Below are 19,258 nucleotides of genomic sequence, written 5' to 3' on the forward strand. Positions count from 1 at the left end.
TGCGGACGTCTTCCTCGAAGATGTGGCCGGAGTGGAAGACGATGGGTACGCCGAGGTCGACGAGCTTGTCGGCCAGGGGGAACACCTCGCCATCCTTCAGGCGCACGTCGAGGAGGGCCACGTCGGGGAGGCCCTTGTCTAGTATCTCGAGGGCGTCGGACCGCTTTGCGAAGGGGCCCATCACCTCGAAGCCGAATTCTTCGATCAGGAGTTTGAGGTCCAACGCGACCACGAATTCGTCTTCACACACAAGCACCGTTGCTCGATCAGTCTTTTCATTCATTGTTTTCGGGCTCATACACCAAAGTCATCTTGCGTTCATTGTCATTGAAAGAAACCGTTACGCTTCCGCCAAGCTGTGCGGCGGCCAGTTCGACCAATGTCGAGCCGAATCCGGTGCCGTTTTCGTCAGGAATAACTCTTCGATCGTGGATCTCGTTCCATATCAATTCGACGGAGTCGTTCCTGTGCGTCTTCCATGTCACATCGAGCTTGCCCGAGGCGGGGCCGAGGACGCCGTATTTCGCGGCGTTCGTGGCCCATTCGTGAAGCAGCAGGGAGAGCGAGGTGAGCTCCTGGCTGGTGAGCACGACCTTGGGGCCCGAGACGCTGGTCTCGGCCTGGCCGTCATAGGGTTCCAGCGCGGCGCGGATCGCGTCCTCGAGGCGGAGGCGCTTGCCCGCGCGGGAGCGCTGGGTCATGTCGTGGGAGCGGGCGAGCGCGTTGATGCGGGCCTGCACCCCCTCGACGAGGTCGTCGATATTGTCGGTCGAGCGGCCGGCCATGCGGACCATGCTGGAGATCACCGAGAACATGTTCTTCACCCGATGGTTCATCTCGCGCAGCATCATCTCGCGGACGGTCTTGGCCTCTTCCTCGGCGGTGACGTCGAAGAACACGCCGAGGATGCGGTCGGCCCGGTAGCCCTTGATGCGGCGGCCGACGATCCGGACATAGCGCCTGGTGCCGTCCTTCTGGGGCGCGGACCAGGTCAGGTCGATGCCGTCGCCTTCCTCGTCGGCGTTGCGGAAGGCGGATTCGATGGCGGCCCGGTCCTTGCTGTTGACCTCGTCGAGGAAAGCGCCGAGGCGGAGCACATTCTCCTCGGTGCCGATCAGGGCGCGGCCGGTTTCGTCGAGCTTCAGCTCGTCCGAGCCGGGGGCGAACTCCCACACGCTGAGCGAGGTGACGTCGAGCGCGAGGCGCAGGCGCTCGCCCTCGTGCTTGAGGGCCTCCTCGAGACGCAGGGCGTCGGTGACCTCGGTGAAGACGAGGGTGGCGCCGTCGACGTCGCCCGAGCGGTTCTGGTAGGGGGTGATGACCAGCGACCATGTGCGTTCCTCGGCCCGGTCGGTCACCCGCAGGTAGCGGACCTCGCCGTCGCCCATGACGTCGCGCGCGGCGGTCAGCACTTCCTCGTTGTTGCACAGGCTGCTGGTGACCTCGCTCAGGGGGCGGCCGCGGTCGGTGCCGCGGAAGGGATAGATCGACTGGATCGCATCGGTGAAGTTGCGGATCGACATGTCGGCATCGACCACCACGAGGGGCAGGGCGGTCGACGCAAAGAAGTTGCTGAGGTCGGCATTGGCGACCGACAGCTCGTCGACCTTGCTTTTCAGCTCGTCATTGACGGTCGAGAGCTCTTCGTTGGTCGACTGGAGCTCTTCGTTCATCGACATCATTTCTTCGTTGGAGCTTTTCAGCTCCTCGTTCGCCGTCTCGAGCTCCTCGACGGTGGTGTGCAGGCGGACGCGGGTGCTGCGCAGCTCGTCCTCGAGGCTTTGGACGTGGCTGTCCATCGGGGCGAGATCGTCGAAATCCTCGTCCTCGAAGGTTTCGAAGCGGTCGCGGTCGCGCAGGATCAGCAGGATCGAGCCGTCGTCGAGCGGCTCTGCTATCAGGTCGAAGGCCTGCTGGCCGAATTCGGACTTGGCGACGAGATCGCGGGAGATCGTGCGCCTCTTGTTCTTGCCGACCTGCCGGATGATGGCCGAGACGGCCTCGCGCACGCCGGGGCGGGCGATGGAGGGGGCGAAGCGGTTGGTTTCCTGATCGGTGCCGTAATCGAGATACTTGCCGAGGCGGCCGGTGGTCTTGAGGATCTCGCCCGATGTGGTCACCTGCAGCGTGGCGGGGGCGTAGGTGGAGAGGATGCGCTGAACCGCGTCATCCTCGCGCCAGTCGGGCTGGAGCGAGCCGCTGTCATCCTCGTAAAGGCCAGGGCGGCGCGGGGTTTCAGGCCGCGACTGGCCGCGCAGGTGGAGGGGGTATTCGGGGCGGCCGTCGTTGCGCTGGAAGATCCGCGCGGTCTGGTCGACCTGCCGAAAGGCATGGTCGTGGCGGCCGACGGTTTCCGACGGCCCGAGGAACAGGATGCCGTCGGGCTTGATCGAGTAGTGGAAGATCGGCAGGGCGAGGTTCTGAAGCTGGTCGTCGAAGTAGATCAGCAAGTTCCGGCAGGACACCAGGTCGATGTTCGAGAAGGGCGGATCGCGCACGATGCTGTGCACGGAAAAGCGGATCATGTCGCGGATGCGGCCGGAAATCTGGAACCGGCCGTCGCGGGCGATGGTATAGGCCTCGCGCATCTCCTCGGGGATGTCGGCGAGGGCGGATTGCGGGTAGGACGCCTCGCGCGCGATGCGCAGCATCTGCTCGTCGATATCGGTGGCGAAGATCTGGACCTTGGGGGCGTGTTGCCGGAGGCGTGCCTCCTCGGCGAAGATCATGGCGATGGAGAAGGCCTCCTCGCCGCTGGAACAGCCGGGGATCCAGATGCGAAGCTCGTCCTCGTTGCCGGCGTTTTTGATCATCGGCCTGATCGCCTTTTCTCGGAGCGCCGCGAAATGCTCGGGGTCGCGGAAGAAGCGGGTGACGTTGATCAGCAGGTCGCGGAACAGCACCTCGCATTCGAGCGGGTCGGACTTGATGTGCTGGAGATAGGCATGGGCGTCGGCGAGGTCGAGCACCTGGATGCGGCGCTGGACCCGGCGGACGAGGGTGGATTTCTTGTAGCCCGAGAAATCGTGCCCGACGAAGTTGCGCACCACGCCGCAGATCTCGTTGAGGTTCTCCTCGACCGTGCTGGCGAGTTTCTTGTCGACCGTGTCGACAAAGGAATGGGCGTAGAATTGCTGGATCGCGTCGACGATCTCGCCCGGGCGGCGGACGAAATCGACGAGCCCCGTGCCCTGGGCCGAGGTGGGCATGCCTTCGTACTTGGCGGTGCGGGGGTCCTGGACGACGCAGAGGCCGCCATGTTCCTTGATCGCGCGCAGGCCGGCGCTTCCGTCGGCGCCGGTGCCGGAGAGGATCACGCAGGCGGCGAAGCGGCCCTGGTCGAGCGCGAGGCTTTCGAAGAAGTCGTCGATCGGGCGGCGCAGGCCGCGAGGCTGGGCGAAATCGGTGAGGTTGAGCACCGAGTCGGTGATCGAGAGGCCGTGGCCGGGCGGGATGATGTAGACGTTGCCGGCCTCGACCTTCTCGCCGCCGGAGACCTGCCGCACGGTCAGCTCGGTGTGGCGGGAGAGCAGTTCGGCCAGCAGGCTTTCGTGGTTGGGGTCGAGGTGCTGGATGACGACGAAGGCGAGGTTGTTCTTGGGCCGCGCCTCGGTCAGCATCTCGCGGATGGCTTCGAGCCCGCCGGCGGAGGCGCCGATGCCGACGACGCAGAGCCGCTTGCGGTCTGCTTCCCGTTTCTGCGCAGGGGTCTGATCTTCTTCTTCGGAATCTTTCATGTGACGATACGCCGGCCGCGGGGGGTTAACGGGAGCCCGAGAAGGACATGCGGGCGAGGGTCGCCACCGAGTCGGCGATGAGCTGGGCCGAGCCCATCATGGCGAAGCCGTATTCGCGGCCGATCTGTTCGACATCGGTCAGGGCCTGCGAGAGCTTGGCGTCGTTCTTGGAAATCTCCGAGCGTTGCATGGCGGAGGTCATGTCGAATTGCGAGGCGAGGATGAGCTGTGCCGTGCCACGGGCGTCGTAGAGGCGGGACATGAAGACGAAATTGCGGAATTCGCTGCCGTCCTTGCGGTAATTGGTGATCGGGAAGCGGCCGCTGTCGCCGCCCTTGCCATGGACGAAGTCGTGCAGTGGCTGGCGCTCTTCCTCGGTTGTGTTGGCGCCTTGCAGGAAGCGGCAGTTCTGGCCGGTCACGTCCTCCTCGGCATAGCCGGTGAGGGTGCAGAAGGCCTCGTTCACGGCCATGAGGGGCGCGTCGCCCTCGGTTGTCGATATGGCCAGCGCGACGCCGGACTTCCGGATATAGTCGCCCAGGGCGGGCGGCAGGTCGGTCTGTGTCGGCATCTGGTCTAACTCGCTTTCGAACAACAATGACACGCTTATATTGGTGCGTCTGCGTGTGCAGACAATGGTTTAGTTTACTTTTGACCCCATCCGGCGCGATCAGGTCAATGCGGTGGCGGGGTGACGCAAGGTCAGTGGGCGCCCGGATAACGCAGAAACCGGGCCCCGGGTTTCATGTTTGAGCGGCGCGCGGCGTCACGGGGCGTTTTGCGGGTCAGGCCGGGAGGGTGGCGAGGATGGCCTCGAGCACGGTGTCGTGGCCGTGGTCGTGCATGGGCAGGTGGGAATGGCCGGGCGGCAGGGTGGTGCCGGAGGCGAGGCGGTTGATGGGGGTGCGGGCGTTGCGGAGCGTGGCCTCGAAGCGGTCCCAGGCGGCGGCACGGGTGCGCCAGAGGTCGTTGATGTCGAGGTGGTCGCCGGTGACGAGGGTGACGGGCAGGGGGGCAGGCTCGTCGGGTTCGGCCGAGGGTTCGAGGAGCACGAGGTGCGAGAGGCGCGCGCCTTGCGCGATGGCCTCGAAGGCGGGTTCGGCGCCCTGGCTGTGGGCGATGAGGATGGGCGCGGGCAGCCGGTCGAGCACCGCCTTGACCGCCGCGGCCTGTTGCGGGGCGGTGGAGAGCCAGCGGGGGGCGAAGGTGGCGGCGAGCGCGGGTAGGCTGTCGGCGGGGAATAGCTGGCCGGGGAAGGCGCGGCGGGCGGCGAACCCCTCGGGCGGGCCGATGCGGAAGAGCTGCCAGGCATCCTCGAGCGAGCGCAGCACCGGCTCGCCCGGCCAGAGGCCCGGCATGAACCCGGCGCGGCCGCGTTCGGCGTTGTCGATGACATGCACCTCGTAGCCCTGAGCCAGCAGCATCTGGAGCCAGCCGCGCCGCCCGTCCGGCGTACCCTCCCACACGGTGCCGGACATGCCGCCGCCATGCAGCAGCACGACGGGCGGCGCGTCGCGGCGGGGGTCGGGGATGAAATACTGTACGTAGGCCTGTTCGACCGCGAAGGTGCCCCTCGGGTCGAAGGTGAGGGTGACGTCGCGGGTGACGGGCAGGTCGCGCGGCTGCCCCTCGGTGACCCGGTGCAGGCGGCCGCCGGCGGTGTAGCTGCCGAAATCGCGCAGGGTCACGGGGCGGCGCATGCGGGGTCTCCCGAGGGTCTGGGCGCGCCCGCGCCGGGGTGGCACGGGCGGGACAGGCGGATCAGTCCAGCGCCGAGAGGCTTTGGTATTCGCGGTAGTCCTCGCCATAGGCGCGGTAGCTGTCGATCACGCGCTTGAACATCTCGTCCTCGGCCGAGCGTTCGGCATAGACCTCGTCGGCGGCGGTGCGCAGGGCCTCCATCACGCTGTCGGGGAAGCGGGCGACGTTGACGCCGTTGTCGCGGAAGTCCTGGAGCACGGGGCCTTGGGCGCCGGCCGCGTGGCCGAGCGCCCAGAGGCTGACCTCGTTGCAGGAGACCTCGATCGCCTTGCGCTGCGCGTCGGTGAGGGCGTCCCACTTGTCCTTGTTCATGTAGAACTCGATGAAGCCCGCGGGTTGGTGCCAGCCGGGGAAGTAGTAGTTCTTGGCGACCTGATCGAAGCCCAGCAGCTTGTCGACCAGCGGGAAGCTGAGCTCGGTCGCGTCGAGCCGGCCGGTTTCGAGCGAGGTGGATATTTCGCCCGCGGGGAGGGACATGGCGTTGGCGCCGAGCTTCGACAGGATCTCGCCGCCCAAACCGCCGATGCGGATGTTGAGGCCCTTGAGGTCTTCGGGGGTGTTGATTTCCTTCGTGTACCAGCCGCCCGCTTCGGACAGGATGACGCCGCAGGCCATGGGCACGAGGTTGTAGGGCTCGTAGATCTCGCGCCAGAGTTCCAGCCCGCCGCCGTGGTTGAGCCAGGAGATGTATTGCGTGGGCTCTCCGCCGAAGGGGATGGAGCCGAAGAGCGCGGCGGCCGGTTCCTTGCCGGCGGCGTAGCCCGCGAAGCTGAAGCCCGCGTCGATGGCGCCGGCGCTGACATTGTCGAAGATCTCGAAGGCGGGGGAAAGTTCGCCGTCGAGGAGGTAGTCGAACTCCACCTCGCCGCCCGTCAGGGTCGAGACGTTCTCGACGAAGCGCTTGGCGGCCGGGTCGAGCACCGGCAGGGGCCCGAAGGCGCTTTGCATCGTGTAGCTTTCGGCCTGGGCGGCGGTGGCCGCCAGCACGGCCAGCGCGGCGGCTTTCACTGTGTGTTTCATGGTTTCCTCCCTAGTGGTTCAGATGAGCCCCGTGACGATGACGGGGAAGGCGATGAGCAGCCCCAGCACCAGAAGCTGAAGCAGGATGAAGGGCAGGACGCCCTTGTAGATGTCGGTTGTCGTGAGTTGGCCGCCGGCGGCACCGCGCAGGTAGAAGAGCGAGAAGCCGAAGGGGGGCGTGAGGAACGAGGTTTGCAGGTTGACGGCGACGAGGATGCCGAACCAGACGAGCAGCGCGTCGCCCGAGAGGCCGTTGCCGAAGTCGAGCCCGGCCACGATGGGGGCGAAGATCGGCATGAGGATCAGGGTGATTTCCAGCCAGTCGAGGACGAAACCCAGCAGGAAGATCGCCCCCATGACCACGGCGAGCACGGTCAGCGGGTCGGTGCCGAAGGCGGTGATGGCGGTTTCCACCATGTCGTCGCCTCCGATGGCCTTGAAGACCGCCGAGAAGCAGGTGGCGCCGATCATGACGAGGAGGACCATGGAGGTGGTGGTGACGGTCTGGCGGGCGGCCGCCATGATGGTGGCGAGGTCGAAGCGGCGGTAGAGGAGGGTCACGAGGATTGCCCCGAAGGCGCCGAGGCCGCTGGCCTCGGTGGGCGTGGCGTAGCCGGCGATGATGGAGCCGAGGACCACGACGATGAGCGTCAGCAGCGGCCCGAGGTCGAGGAGCAGGCGGAAGGGGTTGGTGCGGCCCTCCGGCCGGGGGGCGCGGGGCAGGCCGCGGGAGCGGAGGGCGACGAGGATGGCGTAGACGCCCACGAGCAGGAGGCCCGGGCCGATGGCGCCGGCGAACATGTCGGGCACCGGGGTCTGAAGCTGGTCGCCCAGCACGATCAGCATCACCGAGGGCGGGATCAGGATGGCGAGCGTGCCGGAGGCGGCGATGAGCCCGGCGGAGGTGGCTTTGTCGTAGCCGGTTTCCTTCAGGCGCGGCAGGGCGAGGAGGGCGAGGAGGACCACCGAGGCGCCGACGATGCCGGAGGAAGCGGCGAGCAGCACGCCGATGACGAGAACAGAGATGCCCATGCCTGCCGCGCTGCCGCCGAGCGCCTGTTGCGCCGCGCGGAGCGAGCGTTCGGCGACGCCGGATTTTTCCAGCACCAGCCCCATGAAGATGAACATCGGGATGGCGACGAGCAGCCAGTTCGACAGGACGTTGGCGTAGATCCGGCTGGTGAGCAGGTTGAAATAGGCGTTGGGCAGGTCGGAGACGAGGATGAAGAGCGCAGCTGAGCCGGCGAGCACCATGGCGACGCGGTAGCCGGCGAGGATGCCGGCGAGCGTGAGCACGGCCATGGCGAGGGGCAGGGCGGTCTCGGTCATCTGGCGCGCCGGAGAAGGCGGAGGGTTTCGACGGCGAGCGCCAGGGCGAGCAGCGCCATGCCGAGGGGCAGGAATGCCTTGATCAGCCAGAGGTCATTCAGCCCGCCCGAGGCGGAGCCTTCGTCGGAGCGCCAGGCGCGGGTGGTGAAATCCCACGCGGCGGGCAGGATCATGACGAGGAAGGGCAGGGCGAAGAGGAGGTTGCCGGCAAGGTCGATGCGGGCCTTCGCCCGGTCGCCGCGGCGCTGGTAGAAGAAGTCGACCCGCACATGCGCGTCGCGCAGCCAGACGAGCCCGGCGGGCAGCAGGCCGGTGATCACCAGCAGGTGCCATTGCAGGTCGAGGAGCGTGTTGAGCGTGATGGCCTTGCCGATGAGCGGCAGGGCTGTGGCGAAGCGGGCCAGCGGGTTGATGTCGAGCGCGTTGCAGGCGACCTGCAGCACGATGCCCAGCATCAGGACAATGACGAGCCCCGAAAGCCCGCGCAGCAGGGCCTGCGCCCAAAGGCTGCCATTCTCCTCCTCCATCCCCGGCCGTGCCTCCCTTGCCAGATATTCCTCCATATGGAACTATATATTTCCAACTGGAGCAATCCCCTTTTTTGTCCTAGCCTAGCAGGTCAGGAGGCCGCGGTCATGCTCAAGCTGATGGATATCCTCGATGGCACGTCCATTCCGGTGGGATACCGGATGGCGTTCATCATCAATTTCTACCGCGAGCCGCTGATGCGGCGGATGGAGCGGGAGACCGGGCTGATCCGGCCGGAGCTGACGGTGCTGATGTGCCTGAACTTTCGCGCAGGGTTGAATGCGCGGGATATCTGCGAGATCACCGAGCAGCCCTCGAACACGGTGAGCCGGGCGGTCTCTTCCCTCGTCGAGAAGAGATACGTCACGCGAACGCGGGATGCGGTGGATACGCGGCGGAACGTGCTGGCGATCACCGACGACGGGCAGGCGGTGCATGACCGGGTGATGGCACGCTTTGCCGAGGCGGAGCGGGTGATGCTGGAGACGCTGGAGCCGGAAGAGGTGGAGGTGCTGACGCGGCTGCTGGACAAGCTGGCAAGGGACGTGGAGCGGTGGGCGCCCGGCCTGCCGGCGAAGGCGCAGGGTGGCTGAGGTCGGGACGCCTCCGGCGGGAGTATTTGGGGAAAGATGACAGGGGGCGCTACTGTGCCTTTCATCTTTCTGAAAATACTCAAATTACCCGTTCGCGGCCTGGGTTGCCGGTCTGGAGAGCTCGCGGTTGATGAGCCGTTCGAAGGCGCCGCGGGGCTTGGTGAAGCGGGCGAGGAGGTCGTAGAGCACAGGCGTTACCACCAGCATCAGCACGCTGGCGAGCAGCAGGCCCGCGATGATCACCGTGCCGATAGCCGCGCGGCTTTCGGCGCCGGCGCCGGTGGCGATGACCAGCGGCAGGGCGCCCAGCACCGTGGAGAGCACGGTCATCACGATGGGACGCAGGCGCAGGGCGGAGGCGCGCAGGACGGCCTCGCGTCGTTTCATGCCTTCGTCGCGGAGCTGGTTGGCGAACTCGACGATGAGGATGCCGTTCTTGGCCACCAGACCCACCAGCAGGATGATCCCGATCTGCGAGTAGACGTTGAGCGAGAGCCCCCCGAGCGCCATGGCGTAGATCGCCCCGGCGAGCCCGGCGGGCACGGTCAGCATGATGGTGAGCGGGTGGACGAAGCTTTCGAACTGCGCGGCCAGCACGAGGAAGACGATCAGCAGCGCCAGCGCCAGCACGATGCCGACGCCTTCGGAGGTGTCCTTGAAGGTGCGCGACTGGCCCTCGTAGCCGAGCTTGGCGGAGGCGGGGAGGATGTCGGCGGCGACGGCCTCGACTCCTTCCAGCACGGTGCCGAGGTTGTGGCCGGGCGCGACCGTGCCCTCGAGCTGGATCGAGGGCAGCCGGTCGAAGCGGCGGAGGGAGGGGGCGGCGGCGTTCTCGTTCATCGAGACCAGCGCGCCGAGGGGCACCAGCGTCTCGCCATCGGCCGCGCGGATGAAGAGGTTGTCGATGTCGGAGGGGCTTTCGCGGTCGATCTCGGCCGCTTGCAGGATCACCGGGTATTCGCGGCCGCGGCTGACGAAGGTGGTGACCTCGCGCGAGGCGAGCATGGTTTGCAGGGTGTTGGCGATGGTGTCGATCGAAATGCCGAGGTCATCGGCGCGGTTGCGGTCGATGCTGACGTCGAGCTGGGGGAGGTTTTCCTCGAAGTTGATCTCAGGGTTCACGAGGCCGGGGACGGATTCGGAGCGTTCGAGCAGGGTGGTCGCCCATTCCTTGACGCTGTCGAAGTCCGGCCCGCCGATGACCACGCGCACGGGGGTGGAGTTGCCGCGCAGGCCGAGCCCCGCCGGGGTGACGGGGAAGCCGCGGGCGATGGTGACCTGGCTCATCTGCGGGACGATCCGGGCCACGACCTCGGAGATGGGAACGGTGCGCTCCTCCCACGGGACGAGGCGGAAGACGACGAAGGAGCGCCACGCCCGGTTGCCCCAGCCGGTGAAGGTGAAGACGGTGTCGATCAGCCCCTCCTCGCGCAGGGGTTCGAGGATCGCCTCGACCTGCCGGGCGGCGAGGTCGGTGTGCTCGACCGTGCTGCCCTGCGGCGAGGTGAGCGGGATGAAGCCCACGCCGCGGTCTTCCGAGGGGGCCAGTTCGCGGGGCAGCCCCTCGTAGAAGAGCGCGGCGCCGCCGGTGATGGCAATGGCCAGCGCCAGTACGACGAGGGGCATCTGCACCGCGCGTTGCAGCAGGCGGTGATAGGCGGCCTGGATGCCGGTGAGCTGGCCGTCTTCGCGCCTGAGCCCGCCGCCGGATTTCAGCACGCGGGAGGCGAGCGCCGGGCAGGCGGAGAGGGCCACGAAGGTGGAGATGGCCACCGTTCCGGCCATCACCCAGCCGAACTCGACGAAGAGGCGGCCGACCTGTCCGGGCATGAAGGAGAGCGGCACGAAGACGGCGATGAGGGTGAGCGAGGTGGCGATGACCGCGAAGGTGACCTGCTTGGCGCCGCGCAGGCTGGCCACCAGCGGGCTTTCCCCGTTCTCGATCCGGCGCTGGATGTTTTCCAGCACGACGATGGCGTCATCGACCACGAGGCCGATGGCGAGCAGCATGGCCAGGAGTGTCAGCGTGTTGAGAGAGAAGCCCCATGCGCCGATCAGGATGAAGGAGCCGATGAGCGAGACCGGGATGGCCACGAAGGGCACCAGCGTGGCGCGGAAGGAGCGCAGGAAGAGCAGGATCACCAGCACGACGAGGCCGAGCGAGATGAAGAGCGCGATCAGCACCTCGCGGATCGAGGCGCCGACGAAGAGCGCGTCGTCGGAGCCGATGATGATGTCCATGCCTTCGGGGAGGGTGGGTTGCAGGCGCTCGATTTCCTCGCGGACGCCCTGGGAGATGGCGAGGGTGTTCGACTGGCTTTGCCGGAGGATGGCGATGCCGACCGCGTCGCTGCCGTTGGTGCGCACGATGGTGGTGTCGTCGGCGACGCCCGGTTCGACGCGGGCCACGTCGCCCAGCCGGACGGGGTAGCCCGCCACCCGGTCGAGCACCACGTCGCGGAAATCGGCGACGCTGCGCAGGCGGCTGTTGAGGCGGACGGAGAGCTGGCGGTCTTCGGACACGACTTCGCCCGCGGGAAGTTCGATGTTGTTGCGCCGGAGCGCGGCCTCGACATCGGCCACGGTGAGCTGCCGGGCCGCCAGCGCGCGCCGGTCGAGCCAGATGCGCACGGCGAAGGGGCGTTCGCCGTAGATCTGCAGGTTGGCGACCCCGTCGATGGTGGCCAGTCGGTCGGAGATGAAGCGGTCGATGTAGTCGGTGATCTCGGCCGTGGTCATCCGCGAGGAGGTGATGGCGAGGCGCATGACCGGGTCGGCGTCGGCATCGCTCTTGATCACGCGGGGATCCTGCGCCTCTTCCGGGAGGCGGGAGGAGACGCGGCCGACGGCATCGCGCACGTCGTTGGCGGCCTGTTCGATATCGCGGCCGGTTTCGAATTCCAGCGTGATGCGGCTTCGGCCCTGGCGGCTTTCGGAGCTGATCGAGCGCAGGCCGTTGATGGCGGCGACCGCGCCTTCGATGGGTTCGGTGATGTCGGTGTCGATCACCTCGGGCGCGGCGCCGAGATAGATCGTGTCGATGGAGACGACGGCGTTGTCGACATCCGGCAGCTCGCGCACGGGGATGGTGCGCAGGGCGGCCAGGCCGAAGACCAGCAGCAGGAGGCTGGCCACCGCTGCCAGCACGGGGCGGCGGACCGCGATGTCGGGGAGCGTCACGAGTCGCCCTCGGTCGCGGTGGTGCCGGAGGGTTCGCCGGCGTCGAGCACGGTGACCGCCGCGCCGTCACGCACCCGCTGGAGGCCGCGGACGACGACGCCGGTGCCTTCCTCGAGCCCGCCCTCGATGGCGACGAGCCCGGCGCGGCGCTGGCCGGTTCGGACGGGCACGCGGTGTGCGGTGCCGTCGGTGACGGTGAAGACGTAGGTTTCCGCCGCCTGGAAGATGATCGCCGCCTCGGGGACGACGAGCTCCTCGGATTCCGAGAGGGTGAGGGTGAGGGACATGAACATGCCCGCCGGCAGGACGCTGTTGCGGTTGGGGATGACCGCGCGGGTCAGGAAAGAGCGGCTAACGGGGTCGATGCGGCTGTCGACGGCGGCGATGCGGCCCTCGAAGTTGCGGTCGGGGAAGGCGGCGCTGGTGGCGGTGACGGAGAGGCCGGTGCGGACCTGGGCGAAGAGGGTTTCGGGGAGGGCGAACTCGACGATCACCTCGGAGAGGTCGTCGAGCCGGGTGATGAGGTCGCCCTCGCTGACGCGGGCGCCGGGGTCGACCTCGGTCAGGCCCACGACGCCGGCGAAGGGTGCGGTGATGGTGCGGTCTTCCAGCCGGCGGCGGGCGCGGTCGAGCTGGGCGCCGGCCTCGGCCAGGCGGGCGACGGATTCCTCGAGCGTGGCCTGCGAGATGGCGTTGGTTTCGCGAAGCTGCCGGGCGCGGGCGAGGACCTGGTCCTGTTCGGTCGAGCGGGCCTCGGCCTCGGCCAGGTCGGCGCGCTGGATGGCGTCGTCGAGCCGGACGAGAACCTCGCCCTTTTCGACCCGGTCGCCGGGGTTGAAGGTGATCTCGACGATGCGGCCGGCGGCCTCTGGCACGATCTCGACCGACTGGAGGGCGCGGGTGGTGCCGACCGCCTCGACCGTGGTTTCGAGCACCTGGCGTTCGGCGGGCACGATCTCGACCGGGGCGGGGGCGTTGGGGCGCTCGGCGGCGGCTTCCTTGGGCGGGGCGTAGTGTTCCTTATAGACCCACCAGCCGCCATAGCCGAGCCCGCCCAGCAGGCAGAGCAACAGGAGCTGTTTCCATACGGCCATGTACGTTTCCCCGGCGCGCCCGCGTCACGGCGGTGGCGCAGCGGCAAGGGTAGCGGAAACCGGCCAAATGGCAACGGGGAAGGGCGCGTGATCGCGCGGACGTGTCCGGCGTGCCACCGGCGGCCGGTAGGCGCGTGCGGTCAGTCTTCGTCGCCGTTGTCGACCGTCTTGTCGGCGATGGCGGTGGCGATGTCGGAGGCGAGCGCGTTCACGCCCTCTTCGACGATATCGACCGCCGCGACGCCGAGGCCCACCACGGCGGCGGTGAGCACGACCCAGTCGACGGTGACGGCGCCGCTTTCGTCGTGGAGGAAGATTTTGAACCGTTCGATCATGTCAGCCATCCCTGGTGGCCAATGCTGTTGGTGTGTCAGAGCGTTCATGCCAGAGGAGTCTGGCGGCAATGTGGCCCGGTGGGCGAAAGTGGCGTGGCGGGTTGCCGCAGGTGGGTCAGTCGCCGTTGGACACGCTGATATGGGTGACCATGCCCTCGCCCACCTCGACCGAGCCGGCCTTGACCGCCGTGACCGCGGTGAGGCCGAGCATCACGGCGCCGGCGGTGAGCATCACCCAGTCGGTGCCGGCGGCGCCGGTTTCGTCGCGGAGGAAGGTTTGCAGGCATCTCAACATCTCGGGTCGCCTTTCGGGCAGTTGCGCGATGCGGGCGCGGTGCCTTCAGTTGGCGGGCCGGCCGATCGCGTGGACCCAGTCAATGAAAGTGGAATATGGCGGGATTGTGGCGATTTTCACGACCCGCCACAATCCCGCCATGTTCCTGTCGGCCGCCGGTTCCAATGAGCCGCAGCGCCCGTATTGATGCCGGGATGGAAACCCTGCGCATTTTAACCGTCGGGTTCCGCGCCTATCTTTCGGGAATCAGGCCCCGCGGGCTGAACCGCAGCACCAGGATGAGAATCACCCCCATGGTCAGGAGCCGCATATGCGCGGCGCTGCCGATCAGGTGATCCTTGAGGGCGCTGCCGTCGGGCAGGGGGGCGGTGATGGTCTGCATCAGCCAGAGGCCGATCGGTTCGACCTGCACCCAGAGGAACCAGATCAGGAAGCCGCCCAGCACCGCGCCGAAATTGTTGCCCGAGCCGCCGACGATCACCATCACCCAGATCAGGAAGGTGAAGCGCAGGGGCTGGTAGGAGGTGGGGATGAGCTGGCCGTCGAGCGTGGTCATCATCGCGCCGGCGATGCCGCAGCAGGCGGAGCCGAGGATGAAGATCTGCAGGTGGCGGGCGGTGACGTCCTTGCCCATCGCCTCGGCCGCGACCTCGTTGTCGCGGATGGCGCGCATCATCCGGCCCCAGGGGCTTTTGAGCGCAAGCTGCGCGAGGATCAGCAGCACGGCGAGGACGACGGCGAAGAGCGCGCCGTAAGCCAGCTTGATATAGAGCGAGGAGGCGGTCACCGGGTCGATGCCCAGCCCGGCGGCCTTCTCGATGAAGGCCGGGTCGGTCTGGAGGTCGACCTCGTAGGGGACGGGGCGGGGCAGGCCCACCACGTTCTTGACGCCGCGCGCCAGCCAGTCCTCGTTCTTGAGGATGGCGAGGATGATCTCGGCGATGCCCAGCGTGGCGATGGCGAGGTAGTCGGAGCGCAGGCCGAGGGCCGACTTGCCGATGATCCACGCCGCGCCCGCCGCCAGCAGCCCGCCCACGGGCCACGCCAGCAGCACGGGCAGGCCGAGCCCGCCGAGATAACCGGTGCCGGCGGGGTTCACCGCCTCGACCGCGTCGACGCCCGGATCGAACACCGCGCGGTAGAGGAAGAAGCCGCCGACGAGGATGACCAGCACGATCAGGCCGCGCAGCTTGGATTTCTTCATGAACTTGAAGGTCAGCGCCGCCGCGACGATCACCGCCGCGCCGACCAGAAGACCGGAGATCAGGCGCACGCCGCCCGCCGCCCAGGCTTCGGTCGTGGGGGGCATGGAGACCAGCACGGCGGCCAGGCCGCCCAGGGCCACGAAGCCCATGACGCCGACGTTGAAGAGGCCGGCAAAGCCCCATTGCAGATTGAGCCCCAGCGCCATGATGGCCGAGATCAGCCCCATGTTGAGGATGAGCAGGGCGGTGGACCAGCTTTGCGCGAAGCCGGTCATCAGGATCAGGGCCGCCACGAAGACGAACATGGCGGCGTTTTTCATCGGTTCGCTCATACCGCTTTTCCCCTGAAGAGGCCGGTGGGCCGGAAGAGAAGCACGATCAGGAGGATGACGAAGCTGACCGCGAACTTGTAATCGGTGGAGAGGAGCTGGACGAGGCCCGAGGGCTCGAGGCTTTCGGGCATGAGATACTCCAGTACCTTCTTCCAGGCGTAGGTGATGAACACCTCGGAGAAGGCGATGATGAAGCCGCCGGCGATGGCGCCGACCGGGCTGCCGAGGCCGCCGACGATGGCGCTGGCGAAGATCGGCAGGAGGAGCTGGAAATAGGTGAAGGGCTTGAAGCTCTTGTCGAGCCCGTAAAGCGTGCCGGCGACGGTGGCCAGCGCCGCCACGATCAGCCATGTCACCATGACCACGCGGTCGGGGCTGATGCCCGACAGGAGCGCCAGGTCCTCGTTGTCGGAATAGGCGCGCATGCTTTTGCCGGTGCGGGTGCGGTTGAGGAACCAGAAGAGCAGCGCCACGACGATCACGGCGGTGACCACGGTGATGCCCTGCGTGGTCTTGAAGGCGAGCCCTTCCTCGAGGCCGGTCATCTCCTTGAAGTCGCGGGCGTTGATGATGAAGCGCTCGCCGTCGGCGAAGCGCTGGTCGCCCGGGCCGATGATGAAGCGGACGAGGCCGTTCAGCACGAACATCACGCCGATCGAGACGATGACGAGGATCACCGGCTTGGCCTTCTGTTCGCGGTAGAAGCGGTAGACCAGCCGGTCGGTGGCCAGCACCAGCCCCATGCAGGCGGCGATGCCGAGGGGCAGGGCGAGAAGGGCGGTGGGCAGTACGCCGAAACTCAGCCCCATGGACTGGAACCACCAGGTCACGAGGATGGTGACCATGGTGCCGAAGGCCATGGTGTCGCCATGGGCGAAGTTCGAGAAGCGCAGGATGCCGTAGATCAGCGTGACCCCGAGCGCGCCGAGGGCGAGCTGGCTGCCATAGGCGATGGCGGGGATCAGCACGAAGTTGGAGAGCGCGACGATGGCGTTGAGGAAATCCATCAGCGGTGCCCCCCGTGTGTGGCGGGGCGGACAGCGTGGTGCGGAGTGTCAGTTATGGACAAGTTGTCCCCGCGTTTATCCACAGTTTTGTGGGTAGAATATCGCATATAGGACAGGGCCTTGATGGGTATCTCGGGGTGCGTCTGTGGAAAACCGGCGGTCGTAGTCATGTCGGCTGTCCGCCCCGCGCGCAGGCGCCGGAGGTGTATTCGGCGCCCATCGAGCCGCCTTGTCCTTCGCCGCGGGCCTCGCCGTCGGAGGCGACGAGGATACGGCTGCCGTCGCGGAGGAAGTAGACCCGGGCCGCGTTGTCCTCGCGCAGGTTCTCGATCGGGCGGGGCTGGCTGTGGCCGGCTTCGAGCACGACCACGCTGAACTTGTCGCGGCCGACCCGTTGCAGGACGAATTGCCAGTCGGGGTTGCCGCGGTTGCTTTGCAGGCGGCAGTTCCAGATATAGGCGTTGCCGAGGGAGGCGACCATCTGAGCATGGCCGGCCTGGACGGAGGGCTGCGCGGTGTCGGTTCCCGCGCCGCGACATCCCGCGACGGCGGCCAGAACGGCCAATGCGGCGATAACTCTGTGCATGTTCATCCCCCCAGGAAACTTTTGCGGACTTCCGGGTCGGACAGGAGTTCCTTGCCGGTCCCGGTATAGGCGTTGCGGCCCTGTACCATGACATAGCCCTTGTCGGCGATCTCGAGCGCCTGGCGGGCGTTCTGTTCGACCATCAGGATCGGGATGCCGGTGCGGCTGACCTCGATGATGCGGTCGAAGAGCTCGTCCATCACGATCGGGCTGACGCCGGCGGTGGGCTCGTCGAGCATGAGCACTTTCGGCTTGGTCATCAGGGCCCGACCGACGGCAACCTGCTGGCGCTGGCCGCCGGACAACTCGCCCGCGGCCTGCCGCCGCTTCTCCTTCAGGATGGGGAACAGGTCGTAGACCTGGTTCATCGTGCCGGAGATGTCGTCGGTGCGGATGAAGGCGCCCATCTCGAGGTTTTCCTCGACCGTCATCGAGGTGAATATGTTGTTGTTCTGCGGCACGAAGCCCATGCCCTTGGCGACCCGCGCCTGCGGGGTGAGCCGCGAGATATCCTCGCCGTCGAGAAGGACGTGGCCCTCGCGCAGGTCGAGCATGCCGAAGACGGCCTTCATCGCGGTCGACTTGCCGGCCCCGTTGGGGCCGACGATGACCGCGATCTCGCCCTTGTCGACGGCGATGGTGCAGTCGTGCAGGATGTCGGGGCCCGAGCGGCCGTAGCCGCCGGTCATCGCCTCGCCGACGAGGAAGGGGCCGGCCCCCGGCGCGGGGCGGGCGTTGCCGCCCTCGCGCCGGGGGATCTCGCCGGTTCCGTCCGGGTTGGCGATCGACCGGTCGTTGTTGCCCCGGTCATCCTGGTAGGGGTCGGTTCCGCTCAAAGCGCGACACTCGGGTCGGAGAAGGAAAAGCCCGACAGGAAGGTGCGGTGGGTCGCGCGGGCGACCGCGTTGTCGGTGACGCCGGGGGCGACGGTGATGAACTGCATCACCATGCCCTTCTCGACCATGTAGGAGTGCAGGAAGAGCACCTCGGTGCCTTTCGACTCGTAGCTGTAGAGGATCGTGCCGGCGGGGCGGTTCATCATGCCGCCCTTGAGCGCGATCACGTCGAGCTTGCCGCCCAGTTTGCGGATCTGGCCCGAAACCTTCTTCAGGATCGCCGACTGCACGTCCTTGTCGCGCAGGGCCTTGGTGCCGGTCATCTCGACGATCAGCTTGCCGATGGTGTTGTCGCCGCGCTTGTAGACGGCGGTGGCCTCGGCCACGGCGCGGCCGAGCCGCGACCAGCCGCTGGCTTCGCCGCAGAATTCGATCCGGTCGGTCAGTTGTTCGCATTCGTCGGGCGATGCCGTCTGCGCCGCGGTGGCCGAGGCCGCCGCGAGACCAATGGATAGTGCAAGTGCCTTGAAGTACTGTTTCATGCCTGTGTCCCCATCATGTCCTTGTTCTTCAGTCCCGTCCCGAGATAGGCCTCGATCACTTGCTCGTTGGCCTTGATTTCTTCCAGGGTGCCCTCGGCCAGCACCTTTCCCTCGGCCATGCAGATCACCGGGTCGCAGATGCGGCCGATGAAATCCATGTCGTGCTCGATCACCACGAAGGTGTAGTTGCGTTCGCGGTTCAGCTTGACGATGGCGTCGGCGATGGTGTTGAGCAGGGTGCGGTTCACCCCGGCGCCGACCTCGTCGAGAAAGACGATGCGGGCGTCAACCATCATGGTGCGCCCAAGCTCCAGAAGCTTCTTCTGACCGCCCGAGACCTGGCCGGCCTTGTGGTCGGCGAGATGTTCGATGGTCAGGAATTCGAGCACCTCGTCGGCCTTGGCGCGCAGGGCGCGCTCCTCGTCGGCGATGCGCTTGCGGCCGAACCAGGTGTTCCACAGCCGCTCGCCCGTCTGGTCGCCGGGCACCATCATCAGGTTCTCGCGGCAGGTCATCGAGCCGAACTCGTGGGCGATCTGGAAGGTGCGCAGCAGGCCCTTGTGAAACAGGTCATGCGGCGGCAGGCCGGTGATGTCTTCGCCGGCCATGGTGACGCGGCCGGACGTCGGCTGAAGAACGCCCGCTATCACGTTGAAAAGCGTGGTTTTTCCGGCGCCGTTGGGCCCGATCAAACCGGTGATCGACCCTTCCTGGATGGTCATGCTCGCGCCATCGACGGCGTGGAAGCCGCCGAAATGCTTGTGAACGTCTTCAACGACGATCATGTGTGTCCCCCGGGGTCTTTCGCCCCTTCCTTTGTCGAACCGGCCCCGGGCGTGCCCGGGACCGGTCTTGCTTTTTGTCCCTCGGCGGTCAGA

The 19,258-nt window shown here is 67.1% G+C and carries 18 protein-coding genes; 1 reads left to right on the forward strand and 17 read right to left on the reverse strand.

Features of this window, described 5'->3' with window-relative positions; genetic code table 11:
• The 7 genes from RLN94_RS07280 to RLN94_RS07310 all read right to left on the reverse strand — a co-directional run.
• Positions 1–232: response regulator (locus RLN94_RS07280; protein ID WP_502949479.1), on the reverse strand; the 232-nt coding region annotated here is incomplete at its 3' end.
• A gap of 43 nt (positions 233–275) precedes the next feature.
• Complete coding sequence (locus tag RLN94_RS07285; protein WP_350126722.1) at positions 276–3,737, reverse strand: CheR family methyltransferase; 3,462 nt, start codon at positions 3,735–3,737, stop codon at positions 276–278.
• A gap of 25 nt (positions 3,738–3,762) precedes the next feature.
• Complete coding sequence (locus RLN94_RS07290; protein WP_350126725.1) at positions 3,763–4,308, reverse strand: PAS domain-containing protein; 546 nt, start codon at positions 4,306–4,308, stop codon at positions 3,763–3,765.
• A 214-nt stretch (positions 4,309–4,522) separates the two neighbouring features.
• Positions 4,523–5,437 (reverse strand): alpha/beta hydrolase family protein, encoded by a 915-nt coding sequence (locus RLN94_RS07295; RefSeq protein WP_350126728.1) that lies wholly within the window; start codon positions 5,435–5,437, stop codon positions 4,523–4,525.
• A 61-nt stretch (positions 5,438–5,498) separates the two neighbouring features.
• Entirely contained in the window at positions 5,499–6,518 is a 1,020-nt protein-coding gene (locus RLN94_RS07300) for a TRAP transporter substrate-binding protein (protein ID WP_350126731.1), read from the reverse strand.
• A gap of 18 nt (positions 6,519–6,536) precedes the next feature.
• Positions 6,537–7,847: a TRAP transporter large permease gene (locus RLN94_RS07305; protein ID WP_350126734.1), complete on the reverse strand. Its 1,311-nt coding sequence runs from the start codon at positions 7,845–7,847 to the stop codon at positions 6,537–6,539.
• Positions 7,844–8,410 (reverse strand): TRAP transporter small permease subunit, encoded by a 567-nt coding sequence (locus RLN94_RS07310; protein WP_350126737.1) that lies wholly within the window; start codon positions 8,408–8,410, stop codon positions 7,844–7,846. Before RLN94_RS07310 ends, RLN94_RS07305 begins: the two co-directional genes overlap by 4 nt.
• A gap of 72 nt (positions 8,411–8,482) precedes the next feature.
• Here RLN94_RS07310 and RLN94_RS07315 point away from each other — a divergent pair, with 72 nt between their 5' ends.
• Complete coding sequence (locus RLN94_RS07315; protein ID WP_350126740.1) at positions 8,483–8,968, forward strand: MarR family winged helix-turn-helix transcriptional regulator; 486 nt, start codon at positions 8,483–8,485, stop codon at positions 8,966–8,968.
• 84 nt (positions 8,969–9,052) lie between these two features.
• Here RLN94_RS07315 and RLN94_RS07320 read toward each other — a convergent pair whose 3' ends face one another.
• The 10 genes from RLN94_RS07320 to RLN94_RS07365 form a co-directional block, all read right to left on the reverse strand.
• Positions 9,053–12,148, reverse strand: coding sequence for an efflux RND transporter permease subunit (locus tag RLN94_RS07320; protein WP_350126743.1), 3,096 nt, complete (start codon positions 12,146–12,148; stop codon positions 9,053–9,055).
• Positions 12,145–13,242, reverse strand: coding sequence for an efflux RND transporter periplasmic adaptor subunit (locus RLN94_RS07325; protein WP_350126746.1), 1,098 nt, complete (start codon positions 13,240–13,242; stop codon positions 12,145–12,147). The genes RLN94_RS07320 and RLN94_RS07325 overlap by 4 nt, the downstream gene beginning before the upstream one ends.
• A 140-nt stretch (positions 13,243–13,382) precedes the next feature.
• Entirely contained in the window at positions 13,383–13,577 is a 195-nt protein-coding gene (locus RLN94_RS07330; RefSeq protein WP_350126749.1) for a hypothetical protein, read from the reverse strand.
• Between the two features lie 115 nt (positions 13,578–13,692).
• The gene (locus RLN94_RS07335; RefSeq protein ID WP_350126752.1) at positions 13,693–13,872 is read right to left on the reverse strand and encodes a hypothetical protein; all 180 of its coding nucleotides are present in this window, start codon (positions 13,870–13,872) and stop codon (positions 13,693–13,695) included.
• A 232-nt stretch (positions 13,873–14,104) separates the two neighbouring features.
• Positions 14,105–15,409 carry a branched-chain amino acid ABC transporter permease gene (locus tag RLN94_RS07340; protein ID WP_350126755.1) on the reverse strand — a complete coding sequence of 435 codons (1,305 nt, stop codon included), beginning with the start codon at positions 15,407–15,409 and terminating at the stop codon, positions 14,105–14,107.
• A complete protein-coding gene (locus RLN94_RS07345; protein ID WP_350126758.1) occupies positions 15,406–16,416 on the reverse strand; it encodes a branched-chain amino acid ABC transporter permease in 1,011 nt (336 codons plus the stop codon). Before RLN94_RS07345 ends, RLN94_RS07340 begins: the two co-directional genes overlap by 4 nt.
• Positions 16,417–16,582: 166 nt before the next feature.
• Positions 16,583–17,002 (reverse strand): hypothetical protein, encoded by a 420-nt coding sequence (locus RLN94_RS07350; RefSeq protein ID WP_350126761.1) that lies wholly within the window; start codon positions 17,000–17,002, stop codon positions 16,583–16,585.
• A gap of 2 nt (positions 17,003–17,004) precedes the next feature.
• On the reverse strand, positions 17,005–17,838 hold the full coding sequence (locus RLN94_RS07355) for an ABC transporter ATP-binding protein (RefSeq protein ID WP_350126764.1): 834 nt from the start codon (positions 17,836–17,838) through the stop codon (positions 17,005–17,007).
• Complete coding sequence (locus RLN94_RS07360) at positions 17,835–18,380, reverse strand: hypothetical protein (protein ID WP_350126767.1); 546 nt, start codon at positions 18,378–18,380, stop codon at positions 17,835–17,837. The genes RLN94_RS07355 and RLN94_RS07360 overlap by 4 nt, the downstream gene beginning before the upstream one ends.
• Complete coding sequence (locus RLN94_RS07365) at positions 18,377–19,165, reverse strand: ABC transporter ATP-binding protein (protein WP_350126770.1); 789 nt, start codon at positions 19,163–19,165, stop codon at positions 18,377–18,379. Before RLN94_RS07365 ends, RLN94_RS07360 begins: the two co-directional genes overlap by 4 nt.
• Between the last annotated feature and the right edge of the window lie 93 nt (positions 19,166–19,258).

It is taken from the genome of Roseovarius sp. (genome assembly GCF_040223625.1).
GTDB lineage: Bacteria > Pseudomonadota > Alphaproteobacteria > Rhodobacterales > Rhodobacteraceae > Roseovarius.